This window comes from Butyricimonas sp. RTP31003st1_G1_RTP31003_210430 (genome assembly GCF_040920905.1).
GTDB lineage: Bacteria > Bacteroidota > Bacteroidia > Bacteroidales > Marinifilaceae > Butyricimonas > Butyricimonas paravirosa.
The window spans coordinates 16,620-32,651 of sequence record NZ_JBCOSQ010000060.1; the positions used below are offsets into that span (position 1 = coordinate 16,620).

At 42.5% G+C, this 16,032-nt stretch carries 12 protein-coding genes and 1 pseudogene; all 13 read right to left on the bottom strand.

The window, feature by feature from the left end; all coding sequences use genetic code 11:
• Nucleotides 1–6 precede the first annotated feature (6 nt).
• The gene (locus AB5542_RS16325) at nucleotides 7–1,953 is read right to left on the bottom strand and encodes a polysaccharide biosynthesis protein (RefSeq protein ID WP_279037984.1); all 1,947 of its coding nucleotides are present in this window, start codon (nucleotides 1,951–1,953) and stop codon (nucleotides 7–9) included.
• An 11-nt stretch (nucleotides 1,954–1,964) separates the two neighbouring features.
• On the bottom strand, nucleotides 1,965–2,510 hold the full coding sequence (rfbC, locus tag AB5542_RS16330; protein WP_270543753.1) for a dTDP-4-dehydrorhamnose 3,5-epimerase: 546 nt from the start codon (nucleotides 2,508–2,510) through the stop codon (nucleotides 1,965–1,967).
• Nucleotides 2,511–2,574: 64 nt separating this feature from the next.
• Entirely contained in the window at nucleotides 2,575–3,627 is a 1,053-nt protein-coding gene (rfbB, locus tag AB5542_RS16335) for a dTDP-glucose 4,6-dehydratase (RefSeq protein ID WP_279037983.1), read from the bottom strand.
• A 154-nt stretch (nucleotides 3,628–3,781) separates the two neighbouring features.
• Nucleotides 3,782–4,150: pseudogene (locus AB5542_RS16340) on the bottom strand (four helix bundle protein).
• Nucleotides 4,151–4,213: 63 nt separating this feature from the next.
• Entirely contained in the window at nucleotides 4,214–5,086 is an 873-nt protein-coding gene (gene rfbA / locus AB5542_RS16345) for a glucose-1-phosphate thymidylyltransferase RfbA (RefSeq protein ID WP_087422400.1), read from the bottom strand.
• A 34-nt stretch (nucleotides 5,087–5,120) separates the two neighbouring features.
• A complete protein-coding gene (locus tag AB5542_RS16350) occupies nucleotides 5,121–6,410 on the bottom strand; it encodes a nucleotide sugar dehydrogenase (protein WP_288215224.1) in 1,290 nt (429 codons plus the stop codon).
• A gap of 106 nt (nucleotides 6,411–6,516) precedes the next feature.
• The gene (locus AB5542_RS16355) at nucleotides 6,517–6,912 is read right to left on the bottom strand and encodes a WbuC family cupin fold metalloprotein (protein ID WP_087422402.1); all 396 of its coding nucleotides are present in this window, start codon (nucleotides 6,910–6,912) and stop codon (nucleotides 6,517–6,519) included.
• A gap of 79 nt (nucleotides 6,913–6,991) precedes the next feature.
• On the bottom strand, nucleotides 6,992–7,963 hold the full coding sequence (locus AB5542_RS16360) for a Gfo/Idh/MocA family protein (RefSeq protein ID WP_087422508.1): 972 nt from the start codon (nucleotides 7,961–7,963) through the stop codon (nucleotides 6,992–6,994).
• Nucleotides 7,964–8,077: 114 nt separating this feature from the next.
• Nucleotides 8,078–11,005 carry an FAD-binding and (Fe-S)-binding domain-containing protein gene (locus AB5542_RS16365; protein ID WP_279038079.1) on the bottom strand — a complete coding sequence of 976 codons (2,928 nt, stop codon included), beginning with the start codon at nucleotides 11,003–11,005 and terminating at the stop codon, nucleotides 8,078–8,080.
• Nucleotides 11,006–11,144: 139 nt separating this feature from the next.
• Nucleotides 11,145–12,278 (bottom strand): Wzz/FepE/Etk N-terminal domain-containing protein, encoded by a 1,134-nt coding sequence (locus tag AB5542_RS16370; protein WP_270543758.1) that lies wholly within the window; start codon nucleotides 12,276–12,278, stop codon nucleotides 11,145–11,147.
• A 1-nt stretch (nucleotide 12,279) separates the two neighbouring features.
• Complete coding sequence (locus AB5542_RS16375; protein WP_087422404.1) at nucleotides 12,280–14,646, bottom strand: SLBB domain-containing protein; 2,367 nt, start codon at nucleotides 14,644–14,646, stop codon at nucleotides 12,280–12,282.
• 179 nt (nucleotides 14,647–14,825) lie between these two features.
• Nucleotides 14,826–15,797 (bottom strand): MraY family glycosyltransferase, encoded by a 972-nt coding sequence (locus AB5542_RS16380; RefSeq protein WP_279037981.1) that lies wholly within the window; start codon nucleotides 15,795–15,797, stop codon nucleotides 14,826–14,828.
• Nucleotides 15,794–16,032: hypothetical protein (locus AB5542_RS16385; RefSeq protein ID WP_368243220.1), on the bottom strand; the 239-nt coding region annotated here is incomplete at its 5' end. The genes AB5542_RS16380 and AB5542_RS16385, both read right to left, overlap by 4 nt.

The following is a 16,032-nucleotide window of genomic DNA, read 5'->3' on the forward strand; positions in this document are numbered from 1 at the left end:
TCCTTATCAACTCACGGACTCTTTATCATATTTTTCGAATTCAGAATTTCGACTGACAAACTCAGGTACAATATCCTTCATCATCTTCACCATCTCCGGGATATTTACCCTAGCAGCCAATTCATTCAATTTATTCAATTCATTTACTACATCAAAATAATTATACTCCCGTACTTTCGCTACTCGAATTTTGGTATGAGCTGTCGGCAAGGTGTTCTCCTTGTTACTTAACAACTCTTCATATAACTTCTCTCCCGGTCTCAACCCCGTGTAGATAATGGAAATCTCCTTATCCGGATCAAATCCCGATAATTCAATCATCCGTCTTGCCATATCGGCAATCTTCACGGGACGTCCCATCTCGAAAATATAAATCTCACCTCCCATACCCATCGTTCCGGCTTCCATCACCAAACGACAAGCTTCCGGGATCGTCATGAAATAACGAATAATATCCGGATGAGTCACCGTAACAGGTCCCCCGTTGCGAATCTGTTCACGGAATCTCGGAATTACCGAACCGTTAGATCCCAACACGTTCCCAAAACGAGTCGTGATAAAACGAGTAGCTCCTACTTGCAAACCATCCCGAATGGCCACACTTAAACTTTGTACATATATCTCGGCCAAACGTTTAGAGGCTCCCATGATATTCGTCGGGTTAACCGCCTTATCCGTGGAAACCATAACAAAGCGCTCCACCCCATACTTCACGGCATGATCCGCAACATTCATCGTCCCAAACACGTTTACCCGCACGGCTTCACAGGGATTCGATTCCATCAAGGGCACGTGCTTGTAAGCTGCCGCATGGAATACCACTTGAGGGTGATAATTACGGAACACAAAATCCATTCGATCAAGAGATCTCACATCCCCAATCACAGGCACAAAAGGAGTCTTCGGGAACTTATCCGTAAATTCCAACTGGATATTATGCATTGGAGTTTCAGCCGAATCCAGAAATATCAATTGCTTGATATTAAAACGTGTCAATTGACGACATAACTCACTCCCGATAGAACCGGCAGCTCCCGTTACCATAACGACTTTCCCTTCCAATCCTTCCGCAATCTCCTTCATGTTAATCTTTATCTCGTCACGCCCAAGCAATTCCTCCAAACGGATTTCCTTCATTTGCGGACGCGGCAACTGCCCGTCACTCATCTCCTCCACGGAAGGCAGTACCAACATTTCCAACCCCAATTTCTGACAATAACGCACCAATCGTTTTTGTTCCTCCTGAGCGGTCCGATAATTCGGGAACACGATTCCATCCACCCGTAAACGCTTTACCAAGCGGTTAAATCCTTCTTCTCCCGTGATAAAGTACACCGATTCACCGGATAACCGGTAATGCTTATATCTTTTTCCGATAGTCAAATACCCCGTTACCTTGTAAGATGGCAAGAAACTGTTAGAAACTGCCGTACTGAGCGAGGCAGAACAATCATCCATCCCGAAGATCAACACCCGCTTTTGTTCTCCATGCAAACGAACTTTCAAAAAGTCATACAGGCTCACTAACACCACTCGCACGGAAACCAACACTACGGTAGTCGTCATCATGTCCAACAAAGCCCCTAAAATCAATCTTTCATTAGATACCTGCGGGTAGAATACATGAATCAAAGGGTAAAGAATGATCACTTTCAAAGCCATCGCTATCCCCAAACGCCAAGTTTCCCGTAACGTGGTGAAACGCATCACGACACGATGAGCATGTAATATGGCAAATGCCAAAGCACTAATGACCGCCGCCAATAATGCCAAATATGCAACCCACGACCAAACAACAGGTTCTTCCCTGACAAACCGGATAAGCCAGTAAGCAAAAACCGTTACCAAAGTTGAAAGCACAACGTCAATCCCCATCACGATCCAGCGACTCAGGTATCTCGTGTGTACAATCTTGGTAGCTAATCCATTCGGTCCAAATAAATAATTTTTCATTTAATTCCTTTTTACAACAATATCGCATCCCGCAACCTCGGATGCTTTTTATCCTTCTCCGACAATATAATATCCTCTAACGGCAATCTCCAATCTATCCCTAAATCCGGGTCATCGTAACAAATCGCCCCTTCATAATCCGGAGCGTAATATTCGTCACACTTGTACTGAAATATAGCCTCCTCACTCAAAACCGCAAATCCATGCGCAAACCCCTTAGGTAAGAAAAATTGCAATTTATTCTCTTCACTCAGCTCCACGGCAACATACTTCCCGAAAGTCGGTGAACCTTTACGAATATCCACGGCAACATCCAAAACACGACCTTTCACCACTCTCACCAGTTTCGCCTGTGTATATGGAGGTAATTGATAATGCAAACCCCGTAAAACACCATATTTAGATTTAGATTCATTATCCTGCACAAACACCGTTTTACTTACCTTCTCTTCAAAATGTTTTAAAGAAAAACTTTCGAAGAAATATCCCCGATCATCACCGAACACCCGCGGTTCAAGTATAAAAACACCTTCTATTTCAGTCTCAATAACCTTCATTATAATTGAAAATTGAAAATTGAAAATTGAAAATGTACCACTAAGTACAATTTCATACTTCAATTTACAGATTATACATTGATTCGTAATACTTCATGTATTCCCCACTCGTCACGTTATCCAACCAATCCTGATTCTTCAAATACCATTTTACCGTTTTTTCAATCCCCTCCTCGAACTGCAAGGAAGGCTCCCAACCCAACTCTTCATGCAATTTAGTGGAATCAATAGCGTAACGCAAATCGTGCCCGGCCCGGTCTGTTACATACGTGATCAGCTTCTCGGAAGTTCCTTCCGGACGGCCTAATAAACGATCAGTAACCTTGATCATAACCTTGATCAGATCAATATTTTTCCATTCGTTAAACCCGCCTATATTGTAAGTGTCCCCCACTTTACCTTTATGGAATATCAAATCAATTGCCCGTGCATGATCCTCCACGAACAACCAATCCCTCACGTTCTCTCCTGTTCCATACACAGGAAGTGGTTTATTATGACGAATATTGTTTATAAACAACGGGATCAACTTCTCCGGGAACTGGTAAGTTCCGTAATTGTTAGAACAATTAGAAATTTTCACGGGCAAACCGTAAGTGTCATGATAAGCTCTCACGAAATGATCCGAAGAGGCTTTCGATGCCGAATAGGGAGAATGAGGATCGTATTTTGTGGTCTCCAAAAAGAAACCTCCATTCGGTTGCAAAGAACCATACACTTCATCCGTTGAAACATGATAAAACAGTTTTCCGTCAAAATCACCCTCCCAAGCCAACTTCGCTGCTTGCAACAAGCTTAACGTTCCCATTACGTTTGTCTGGGCAAAAGAAAACGGATCTTTGATAGATCGATCCACGTGACTCTCTGCTGCCAAATGGATTACCCCATCTATTTCATATTCAGCAAAAACCTCACGCATTTTCTCAAAGTCACAAATATCCGCTTTCACGAACTTGTAATTCGGCATGTTCTCAATATCCTTCAAATTAGCAAGGTTACCCGCATAAGTCAACTTATCCAAATTGACAATACGATATTCCGGATACTTGTTTACCATTAGCCGAACCAGATGCGAACCGATAAATCCGGCCCCGCCAGTGATTAATAAATTTTTCATTCTTCAAAATTTAGTTTCAAGTTTGCAGGTTACAAGTTGCAGGTTGTAGAATCCAGATAAGTAATTAACTTACAACATCTTTAGATAAACCATACAATCGGACAATAACCCGTTTACCTTTATTTCATCTATATTTTAGTTACAAGTTTACAGGTTACAAGTTGCTGGTTGTGGAATCCAAATAAGTAATTAATTTACTGATACCTTTGGATAGAACCATACAATCAGACAATAACCCGTTTACTTTTATTTCGTTTATATACTTCAAGTCTTTAGCTAAATACAACATACTCCTGACTTCACCACAACTTCCCCTCTATATTTGCAAAAACTTCTTAAACATCACATTACCACCAGCCTCATACCCCTCCGCAATATTATTCATCACCGAAACCGCCGCCCTTCTAACCTGATCATTAAACCCATAATCCTTCACTCCTGCAGTGTACAAGTAAACCTGATTTACCAACAAACGGGCATCCTGCCAAATCTTAAAATCCTCAAAACACCTAACCGTCCCCATAAACAATTTATAACTTGTAAATAACTTGTAACCTGTAACCTGCCAACCTGCAACTTATTGAAATTACTGCAGTAATTTCAATAAATACTGTCCATACTGGTTTTTGATCATCGGTTGAGCCACAGCCCTCAAACGCTCCGCATCTATCCATCCCTTCATATAGGCAATCTCCTCCAAACAAGCAATCTTCAGCCCTTGACGTTTCTCGATAACTTCTACAAAATTAGAAGCTTCAGCCAATGAATCATGAGTTCCCGTATCCAACCAAGCAAATCCACGTCCCAACAACTGAACTTTTAAGTCACCCGCTTCTAAAAAGGTCTGATTCACAGAAGTAATTTCCAACTCTCCGCGAGCGGACGGTTTTATCTCTTTAGCAACACGAACCACTTCGTTCGGATAAAAATACAACCCGACCACGGCATAATTCGATTTCGGATTCTTCGGTTTTTCTTCAATACTCAGCACATTTCCGTCTTGATCGAATTCGGCCACCCCGTAACGTTCCGGATCATTTACCCAATAACCGAAAACAGTTGCTTTATCCTCCCCTTCCGCAGCTTTCACGGCATCTAACAACATTCCTGTAAAATGCTGTCCATAAAAAATATTATCCCCCAACACCAAGCAAACCGAATCATTTCCGATAAACTCCTCCCCGATAATAAATGCTTGTGCTAACCCATCCGGGCTTGGCTGTTCTGCATACGTGAAATGAACCCCGTAATCGGAGCCATCACCGAGTAAACGCTCGAACCCCGGTAAATCCTGCGGGGTTGAAATAATTAAAATATCCTTGATTCCCGCCAGCATTAATACTGAAATGGGATAATATACCATTGGCTTATCATATATCGGCAATAACTGCTTTGATACGCCTTTCGTAATTGGATATAACCTGGTCCCGGATCCACCGGCTAATACAATTCCTTTCATATCATTAAATTCTGACGCGAAGTTATCATTTTATTTATAGGCTCCAGTATTTCATCAGGTGAATTTTCCCCCTGTAAATTCCTTTTATATCTCCTAATACAGCGTGTTCGTATGTCAATCCACGGAAATACTCCTCGTCCAGATCCATGTACTCCTTATGCGCTACTGCCACGATGACAGCATCATAATTTGCCCGAGGCTTCTCGATCAACTTAAAACCGTATTCATGCATCACTTCTTCGGAATCTGCATTCGGGTCCGTGACATCTACATCCACGCCAAAATCTTTCAACTCGTTCACTATATCCACGACTTTCGAATTCCGAATATCCGATACATCCTCTTTAAACGTAACCCCCATAACCAACACTCGAGCGCCCAAGATATTCTTTCCCATCCCGATCATCTTCTTCACAATCTTCTTGGCTATATATCCTCCCATCGAATCATTTACAAACCGCCCGGCATTAATCATTTGCGGATGATACTTCAACTCTTTTGCCTTATGTACCAAGTAATAGGGATCGACCCCGATGCAATGTCCTCCCACTAAACCGGGATAAAACTTCAAGAAATTCCATTTCGTCCCCGCGGCCTCCAGCACGTCATACGTGTTGATACCAATACGGCTGAAAATAATGGATAACTCGTTCATCAGAGCTATATTCACATCCCGTTGTGTATTTTCAATAATCTTCCCGGCCTCAGCCACCTTAATATTCGGAGCCCGATGTACTCCCGGTTTCACTACAAACTCGTAAACCTTAGCCACCGTTTCCAAAGTCTCTGCATCACATCCCGAAACAATCTTTACCGTATTAGCCAGCGTGTGAACCTTGTCGCCCGGATTAATACGTTCCGGAGAATAACCGATCTTAAAATCAATTCCAACTTTCAGTCCGGAAACCTCTTCCAACACCGGGACACAATCTTCTTCCGTACAACCCGGATAAACCGTAGATTCATAAACCACGTAATCTCCCTTCTTTAAGGCCATTCCTACCGTGCGGGATGCCGCCAGCAGGGGTTTCAAATCCGGTTGATTAAACCTATCTATCGGGGTCGGAACCGCCACGATAAAAAACGACGCTTCCCGTAACTCATCCACGGAAGAAGTAAAATAAATATCGCTATTCTCAAACGCATCCGTCCCCAACTCATTACACGGGTCGATTTTCTTTCTCATCTTTGCCAACCGTTCCTCGTTAATATCAAAACCGATCACGGAAATCTTCTTGGCAAACTCCAGTGCTATCGGTAACCCGACATACCCCAACCCGACTAATGCCAACTTTGCCTTTTTATTTAGTAACTTATTATACATACACAATAATTTAAAATGTAGAGTTTAGAATTTAGAGGAGAAAGAATCTGTAACTCGTCCAAAGCGAACGCTCGTGCGACTAAAATCTAAAATCATAAATCTAAAATTAATCAAGTCTATCTTCCGGCCCCAACGGACGGTACGGCCCATCTTTCACTTCAAAAATCACGGTTCCTTTTTCCACGACTTCCAACGTGTGCCATTGCCCGGCAGGTATATGAATACCATATTCACCTTTCAACGGATTCAAGGTCACGGACTCGGTTACCCGCTTGTCATCATCATAAAAAAACACGTTAATTTCACCGCGCAGCACGATATAAGTCTCCGCGGTAAAACAATGTCTATGCACAGGTAATTCAGTCCCCGGCTCCAAAGCATTCAACAAGCGTTGAGCATTAGCCTCCAACGTATCGTGAAAATTATAATTCATCCTCAGACGCGGACTCTCCGCAGCCTGCCGAGAAACCTCATCTAACAACCCATTATCAATAATCTTCATTTTCCCTTTATTTTTAGTTTTTACCCTTAGTTTTTAATTTTTTATCTTTCAGTTTTTAACTTTTATCTTTTAGTTTTTATCACCTTCCCCAACCGAAAGGATGTTTCACCAATGGTAATTTGGCCAAGGGATGATAATCCCCTTTTAAACCAATTGGGGTTGCGTGCCGAATATCATGAACTATCCCGATACAATTACGGGCTTCTTCTATACGGAACCCTTCTCCTGCCAGAATTTTCCGATAACTCTCGGTATGCAATTCCGTGAATCCTTGACTAAATTCAAATTCCTCCCCCTCAATACGGATAGAACGATAAGTTCTTTTCTCCCCTTGCACGGCATTTTCCGGTAAATTATCAGCATTTATACTCAAAAAATAACGTACACGAGCCTTTTCCAATCCCAAGAAACCGGCAACTCGGTCGTGACTCATCACATGCACGATATTCTCCTTTACCGGACCAAAAATCCATGACAACATATCATAAAAATGGACCCCGATATTCGTGGCGACACCTCCACTCTTCCGCTCGTCTCCTTTCCAACTCGTGTAATACCAATTTCCGCGAGAAGTAATATAAGTCAAATCCACGTCATACACCTTGTCTTTCGGTCCTTCCTCGATCTTCTTTTTCAGAGCTTTTATTGACTCGTGTAAACGCAATTGCAGGATCGTGTACCCTTTATGTCCTGTCTCTTTCTCCACGTCCTCCAATGCATCTATATTCCAAGGATTCAATACCAACGGTTTTTCGCAAATCACATCAGCCCCCAAACGCAAACCATAACGAATATGAGCGTCGTGCAAATAATTCGGCGTACAGATTGATACCATATCCACCCGTTCGTCTGTCTTCTTCAATTTTGAACAATGACGATCGAACAACTCCATCTCCGTGAAAAAAGAACAATTCGGGAAATAACTATCCATGATGCCCACGCTGTCAAACTTGTCATAAGCAGCTACCAACTGATTCCCCGTGTCTTTTATAGCTCGCAAATGCCTTGGAGCTATATATCCTGCCACGCCAATAATTGCAAAATTCTTCATATCCATTTTATTAATTCTTTACTCACGTCTACCTTTGGGTCAAATTAAAAATTTGAACTTCAAAAATATAACATTAATACTTTACATCAAACGAAAGAAGGACGAAATTCGAAGTTATTTTTCCTTCGTACATTTCAATGCCTCGTACAAAACTTCTATCGGATGCAACGCCTGTTTCCCCGTACCATCCTTTATTTGTTGTCGGCAACTCGTTCCCGGAGCTGAAATACAAACATCCTCCCCAGCACCCCTCACAGCAGGAAATAACACTTGTTCCCCGATTTTCATGGACAACTCGTAATGTTTTTTCTCGTACCCGAAAGCTCCCGCCATCCCACAACATCCGGAAGGAATAACCTCCACGCAATAATTCACTGGCAAAGATAACATTTCTCTAGAAGGCTCGACGGAAGCCAACGACTTTTGGTGACAATGCCCATGCAACATAATCTTCAACGGTTGATCAGTAAATTGTTCTGCCCGGATTCTTCCGGCACGAATCTCCCGGATAAAAAACTCGTCATACAACAAGCAATTTTTCCCTAACCTCACGGCCTCTTTCTTCAAATCATCTCCAACCAAATCCGGGTATTCATCCCGGAACGATAATATACACGAAGGCTCAATACCTATCAATGGAATATTTTCCGTAACCAAGCTTTTCAACAATAGTACATTCTTCCGGGCCACTCCTTTCGCCACCTTCAACATACCTTTCGAAATCGCTGTCCGTCCACTTTCCACGTGTTTCGGTATAATAACCTCATACCCTAACCGATCCAACAATTCAATCATCTTTATCCCGATCTCCACGTCCATGTAATTGGTAAACTCATCGGCAAACAGAAACACTCTTCCCACGATCTCTCCCCTATTTTTTCGCCGATAACGACCAAGCCAATGTTTCAACGTGGTCTTATAAAGAGTAGGAATCGCCCGCTCCGGGGCAAAATGCAACATTCGTTTCAACATCCCGCCTGTCATCCGGTTTCGAACGACGGCATTATAAAACCACGGTAAGATCGTACCCAAACGCTGAATTTCTGTCAAACGGGCAATCAAAAAAGCCTTCATCGGCACCCCGCACACATCATAATGCTGTTGCAGGAACTCTGCCTTAAAACGAGCAATATCCACGTTAGAAGGACATTCTGATTTACACGCTTTACATGAAACACAGGAATCTAACACTTCTAAAATCTCCCGCTGATCATATATCTTTCTCGTTCTCGGACGAGTCATCAACTCCCGTAACGTATTCGCCCTGGCGCGTGTCGTATGACTCTCTTCCCTTGTGGCACGAAAACTCGGACACATCGTACCACCAAAAGCATATGATTTCCGACAATCTCCCGAACCGTTACATTGCTCAATAGCACACAACCAACCTTTTTCCTTAGAAAAATCAAAATAAGTGCGACTCGTCACGTTCGAATCCCCTACCTCATATCGAAGAGAGGTATCCATGGGTGGCGTGTTCACAATCTTCCTCGCATTAAAAACGCCCTTCGGGTCCCAACAAGCTTTAGTCTCCTGCATCAAGTCATACACCTTCTCCCCGAACAACAATGGAATAAACTCTCCTCGTAAACGTCCGTCACCATGCTCTCCACTTAAAGAGCCGCGATGCTTTTTCACCAACTTAGCCGTCTCTTCCGCCACACGCCGGAATAACACCCGGTCATTCTCCTCCTTCAAATTCAACACGGGACGTAAATGCAACTCACCCGTACTGATATGTGCATGATACACGCACTTCAATCCCAGTCGTTCCAGCATCTCCCCGAAATCCTTCATGTAAGCAGGTAACCGTTCCGGAGCCACGGCTGTATCCTCAATCACGGACACGGGCTTCGCATTCCCCGGCATTCCGGACAACAACCCTAGTCCCGCCTTCCGTAAACTCCACACCCGGTTAATATCACTCCCGTACACTCTCGGGAAATGATACCCATACCCGTGCATCTTCATATCCGCTTCGATCTGGTCTGCCACCTGATCCACCTCTTTCCTACTTTTCTGTGCCAACTCAACAATCAGTATTGCAGCAGGATCACCTTGAACGAAAAAACGGTTCTTATTTTGTTCTATATTTCCTTTACTTAGTTCTAATATATTCTGATCCATTAACTCGATAGCCACCGGGTGGTGTTTCAATGCGACCAGATTCCCCTCAAACGCCTCCTCTAATGTCCTGCAATGTACACAAATTACCGCCTTTTCTTTGGGTGGTAACGGGACAAGATTCAATTTCAACTCGGTCACAAATGCCAAAGTTCCTTCTGATCCGGCTAATAACTTGCACAAATTAAACTTTTCCTCATAAGCAACATCAAAGTAATCCGAGTACAACAATTGATCAATGGCATACCCAGAATTTCTTCTCCGCAAAGCCGGGTCCGGAAAATGTTGAATAATCTCCTCTCTATTATTTTCCAACATCTCCACAGAACACCTGTATATCTTTCCCTCCAACGTGTCTTCCGTCATTTTATCCCTCACCTCATCTTTATTCATTCCCTTCAACCAAGCCTCCTCCCCGTCACTCAAAATAACTTTTGCCTCCAGAAGATGATCCCGGGTACTCCCGTACACCAAAGAATGAGAACCGCACGAATTATTTCCCACCATTCCTCCCAAACAACAACGATTAGAAGTAGAAGTCTCCGGCCCGAAGAACAATCCCAACGACTTTACCCGCATATTCAATTCATCCAGCACTACCCCCGGTTCAACCCGAACCCAATGCTCTTTTTCATTTATCTCCAGCACGTGATTCATATACCGGGACACATCAACGACCACCCCATTCCCTACCACCTGCCCCGCTAAAGAAGTTCCCGCAGCACGAGGAATCAATGTAATCCCATTTTCCCTGGCAAACTTGATACATTCCTTCACGTCCGAGGCATCCCGAGGATATACAACAGCCAACGGCATCTCCCGATAAGCCGATGCGTCTGTCGCATAAATCATTTGATGAAGAGAGTCCGTCATCACGTCTCCCTTCATATTTCGTGCTAACTGTTCAAAATCAATCATTTTCAAAGACTATCAAATATTTTATCACACGTCCCGGTCCCCACGTACCGCAAAGGTAAAAAACTTCTCACAAAAAGAGGTATGCCAACACATTTGACACACCTCCTGTAATATGAAAACCGGATCCCCGGTTACAAACTTATTCCTTTATAAACCGTTTCAATTTATCATTTCCAAAAACATTAGCCACGAAAGGTAATGCCAAAACCGTACCCACTCCAGCAAAGCCTCCCAAGAACGTAAACAACACGCAAATCAATCCCCTTTTAGGCTTAGAACGTTCAATCGGCACTACAACCGGTTCCACGATCGTCAAAATCGGTGTGGTTTCATTCACGGCAATCTTAGCCTGTTCCATCTGTTTTGCCAACTCTGAATACACGCTATAAGCAAGATTATACTCATTCGTTAAAGCCTCCTCCTGAGTCTTTGCCACGGCAGAAGAAAAACTCTTGTTCGCATCTCTGAAACGAGCCAAACTATCCTGCATCTTCTCGTAACGTTTTTTTGCAGCATCATATTGTTGCTCCACGAAAGTCAAATTTGACTTCACCTTCTCGATTTTAAAATCCGTAATATACGTCTGTAACAACTCCTGAGCCCGTTCAGCCAACTGAGCTACTGCCAAAGGTTCTCCCAAGGACGCTGACAATTGCACGTAACCATCTTTATCATTCACGTTCAAAGAAATCATATCATTCAACATCTCCGACATCTTCTTTTCATCCTTTGAAAGTGACTGAATTGCACTTCCCTGCCCTGCAGAAATCATCGTTGTATCTTCTCCCCGAATTGCATTTATGATCACTCCCGGTAAACCAATCGTATATTTCGCAATTGTACCTCCCAAACTAAATTTCTGGTACTCATCCTTTGTATAATAATCCAATAACGTGATCGGTTGATCATACTCTTCAAACTTCAACGGGGTCGCCATCAAGTCCTTCTTAAAAGGAATACTTGCCACAATCTTAGGATAAATTGTCGGAGATAAAACCTCACCACCAGAAGCCCCACCTAAATTAATTCCGACCATGGATGCCAGTCCACTCAAATTTCCACCAACTTTCTTATCCCCGGATTGAGGGACCATCGTACATCCAGCAGTATATTCTTTCGGACTAAACAGGGCCACTAATACCCCTAGTACCATAAACACGACGGTAATTTTCAGTATCAGTTTCCGGTTTTTCCACAACTTTCGGACCACCTCTACCAAATCAATTTCTTCCTCCTGTGGCATCTGATTTGCTTGCTTTACTTCCTGTTCCATACTATTTCGTGTTGTTAAGAATTGCAGTAACCATTGCCGCTATCGAAGTCGTTGATGACGCCAAACTCAAAATTTCCGGTAAGCCCATCCGATTTTTGTTCATGGATTTCAACGGAACAATAATCTCGCATCCCGGCTCTATCTTTGTACGATTTCCCTTGCATACAGCAAGCGTCCCGTTTGGATAAAGCACATATGCTCTCCGTTTTTTCGCATCCACACTATACCCTCCGGCATTTTCCACGTAATCCTTATATTTCATTTTCTTGTGATAAGTTACAGCATTAGGATGCATCACCGCACCACTAATCTTAACTGTATTCACGTAATTAGAAACGTGCAACACATCACCTTCACGAAGTACCAAGTCTGCCTCACCTCCCGGATTTTCCAATGCTTTTTTTAAATCGATTCCCACGTAATAAACCTTTTCCAAAGACATACTATCTATCACTAAAGAATCACGACTGGAATGTTTAGCTAACTGCAAAGCAGAACTAACTCTTGCCAATTCATCAGCATTCATCCGACGCAACAAACGAGCCCCATTCACGTAGGCTTTAGAAGTAACCCCGCCAGCCCGTTTTACAATATCAGAAAGACGATCATTGGATGAACGCTTTGCGTATACACCAGGGTAAAGTACCTCGCCATTCACCGTCACGTTCTGCTGTTCACGGTATCCCGGGGAACGACGAACATATATCTCATCAAAAGGTTCAAGTGTAAATTCAGGATCTCCTTCCACAACCAAACCATTCTTCAAACCAAATGTAAATAATTCAGCCTCAGCCGGAGCTTCCTCCGTACTATTAGGAGACTTTATTCTTCGGGAAACATCCACACGTACCATGGAGGCCGACTCCAACAAACCACCCGCTTGCAACACGGCATCTTCCAACGTCATATTATCCACGAAAGGATATTTTCGAGGATCCTTTACTTCTCCCCGAATATCAATCACATAATCTCCCCGCAATTGAGTTGCAGAAGGTACATACAAACGATCATTCTTTTTCAATGGAATATCGTCAATCTCACCTCTTAGCAATTTTCCCAAATCAACAGCAAGCATTTCTTGACTTAAATCCTCTTTCTCACGATATAAAATAGTTCTATTTAAAAAGGCATCTTCCCGCGGTCCTTCCACCACGTTTACCAAATCCTTCACGGTCTTTATCGAATTATTTATCGCGTAATTTCCCGGCCGATATACCGCCCCAGTCACGGATACTCGATTTTCGTACCGACTTATGATAGGATCAATCATAACAGAATCACCATCAGCTAACGTAAAGTCAACAAAATCCTCGTTATTTACAGTATATATCTGAAACTCGGAGTCTCCCTTACGGCTCACATTTACATTCTTCTTGTAAGCATCACTAGTAAACCCCCCAGCATACTCCAATAATTTACTCAGGCTCTCCTCTCCCTTCATCTCGTAACGCATCGGACGTTTCACTTTACCAGCTACAGTGACAATTTTCTCGTAAGTACCCACGTTAATCAAATCACCATCCTGCAAAGTAATATCAAAACTATTATTACCATTCATGATATAATCATAAACATCCACGTGCTTAAAGGCTTTTCCATTCCTATACAACACGACATCACGCAAAGTTCCCACGTTATTTACACCTCCTGCCGCATACAATGCGTGAAACACCGTTGCCAAAGAGGGCAACATATAAGTCCCAGGCATGACAATCTCCCCCATCACGTTCACCTGAATACTTCGAATTTGTCCCAACGATACTTTCAAAAATGTTGATGGATTTTCCGACGCTAAATCTGAATAGATACGACTAAACATCGTTTTTAAATAAGAAGATGCCTCTTGAATCCGTTTTCCATTCAAATAAATCGGTCCTATATTCGATACGTTTATACTCCCCTCCGGGGATATCACCTGCCGAACAGTCGCTTCCGAATTTCCCCATATATCAATGATAACCTCGTCTCCTGGCCCCAACACATAATTCTCCGGTGTAGGAATATTCAAACTCGGTTCAAAAGTTAAATTTTTATTACTAAACAAATTTCGCCCGAAAATACTATTCTTATCCCCTTCTGTAACCAACACCACATCCCGATTCTCTAACGAGATAGTCTCTATACGCTCTCTATTTTCTTGAGCCAAACCTCCCTGCTTTCCTGAATTCTCTCTCTCGTAATTCTCCTTGATTCTCAACACCTGCTCTTTCGTGACGCCTTTTTGCGATAACATCAAAATAATCTCATCTTGACTTTTTCCTTGAGCCTGTGCGGACTTCACGGCTTCAATAACTTGTGCATCGGTCATCTGCGCACAAGCAATTCCCGTGACGCCAAGCATAAGTACAATAAAAATTAAAAATCTCATATTACTTTTTTTGAATGTTTTTTATGCAACCATCCCACAGGTTCATCTTTCTTGATTCACAAATCAATCCTGATAAACCTATATGCCGGATCGGCCACAAAGATACTGCATTAATTGAAAATCAAAAATCGAAAATCGAATTTTATTATAGTTTTCAGTCTATAATATTTCTTCAAATCTCATACTTGCTCTCGTAACGCATAAAATTTACGTCTCAAAGGTAAATAAACAACCACCAGCACCACCATAGAAATAATAAAATAAATCAATGTATACTCTGGAGTATACATCAACACCAACAAATACCCCAAATTAACAACAGCCTGTACTCCCATGTAGATCAAAGAAACAGGCAAATGAGCAAACTTCCCCTCGTTGGCTAACAATTGGTATAAATGCTTCCGGTGAGGTTGACCAATGTTCTCTTTCAACAAGACACGATGTATAATCGTCAGCACTCCATCCACCCCATAAACAGCCAAAAACACTAATGCAGACACGTGTCCGGTATGTATTATAAAGCCACCTAATAAAAAGAGTATAATAAAAGCCATTGATATCGCTCCCACATCCCCGGAAAAACATTTGGCATGAGAACGGAAATTATAAAAATTAAACACTAGTAATGACAGTATTATTACAGGAATAAACCCCGCCGGCGCTATCGGGGAAACAAACGCATTGATCCCCCATAACGCCAACATGGCAACCAGACTATATCCTCCGGTAATACCATTAATACCATCCATGAAATTATATATATTGAGTATGGCCAACCCGACAAATAAAGCCACAACCACGTATCCCCACGAAACCTCATGGACTCCTAACTGTAACAGCATCAATAGCAAAGAAAAGATCTGGACCAAAAGACGAACCTTTGCAGAAAGCGGGTGCATATCATCCATAAAACTCACCAAAGCCACCAACGTCAACCCGCATAAAAACCAAGGTGCAAAAAAATCAAAGATCAATCCATGCACAAGTACCCCTAAATAAAAAATCACCCCACCTCCTCGTAGGGTAATTGCATGATGAGAACTCCTTGCATTAGGAACATCCAAAATATTATATTTCTTGGCAATCTTAAAATAAATGTTCTCCAGCACGAAAAGGAGCAGGAGAACAAATCCATAGATCCAATTTATCATTTTTGTTGCTTAAACGATTCAACCATTTCTCGAATTCCATCCTCCAACGTGTAACGAGGCTCGTAACCGATAGCGCTTAATGCTAACTGACGATCAATAACCACATCTCCCCAGAGTTTCTGATAAAGATCAGGACGAACCTTCTCTATCAGTTTCAAGAATATGGATGGAGAAGGTAGATTTATCGTGTGTACTCCCAATTGACGAGAAATTTCCTCGACCACGTTACGCGTAG

Excerpts from the sequence above, each read along its gene's own strand:
- AB5542_RS16325 (WP_279037984.1), bottom strand. The coding sequence starts at position 1,953 with ATGAAAAATTATTTATTTGGACCGAATGGATTAGCTACCAAGATTGTA.
- rfbC (WP_270543753.1), bottom strand. The coding sequence starts at position 2,510 with ATGAAGGTTATTGAGACTGAAATAGAAGGTGTTTTTATACTTGAACCG.
- rfbB (WP_279037983.1), bottom strand. The coding sequence starts at position 3,627 with ATGAAAAATTTATTAATCACTGGCGGGGCCGGATTTATCGGTTCGCAT.
- rfbA (WP_087422400.1), bottom strand. The coding sequence starts at position 5,086 with ATGAAAGGAATTGTATTAGCCGGTGGATCCGGGACCAGGTTATATCCA.
- AB5542_RS16350 (WP_288215224.1), bottom strand. The coding sequence starts at position 6,410 with ATGTATAATAAGTTACTAAATAAAAAGGCAAAGTTGGCATTAGTCGGG.
- AB5542_RS16355 (WP_087422402.1), bottom strand. The coding sequence starts at position 6,912 with ATGAAGATTATTGATAATGGGTTGTTAGATGAGGTTTCTCGGCAGGCT.
- AB5542_RS16360 (WP_087422508.1), bottom strand. The coding sequence starts at position 7,963 with ATGAAGAATTTTGCAATTATTGGCGTGGCAGGATATATAGCTCCAAGG.
- AB5542_RS16365 (WP_279038079.1), bottom strand. The coding sequence starts at position 11,005 with ATGATTGATTTTGAACAGTTAGCACGAAATATGAAGGGAGACGTGATG.
- AB5542_RS16370 (WP_270543758.1), bottom strand. The coding sequence starts at position 12,278 with ATGGAACAGGAAGTAAAGCAAGCAAATCAGATGCCACAGGAGGAAGAA.
- AB5542_RS16375 (WP_087422404.1), bottom strand. The coding sequence starts at position 14,646 with ATGAGATTTTTAATTTTTATTGTACTTATGCTTGGCGTCACGGGAATT.
- AB5542_RS16380 (WP_279037981.1), bottom strand. The coding sequence starts at position 15,797 with ATGATAAATTGGATCTATGGATTTGTTCTCCTGCTCCTTTTCGTGCTG.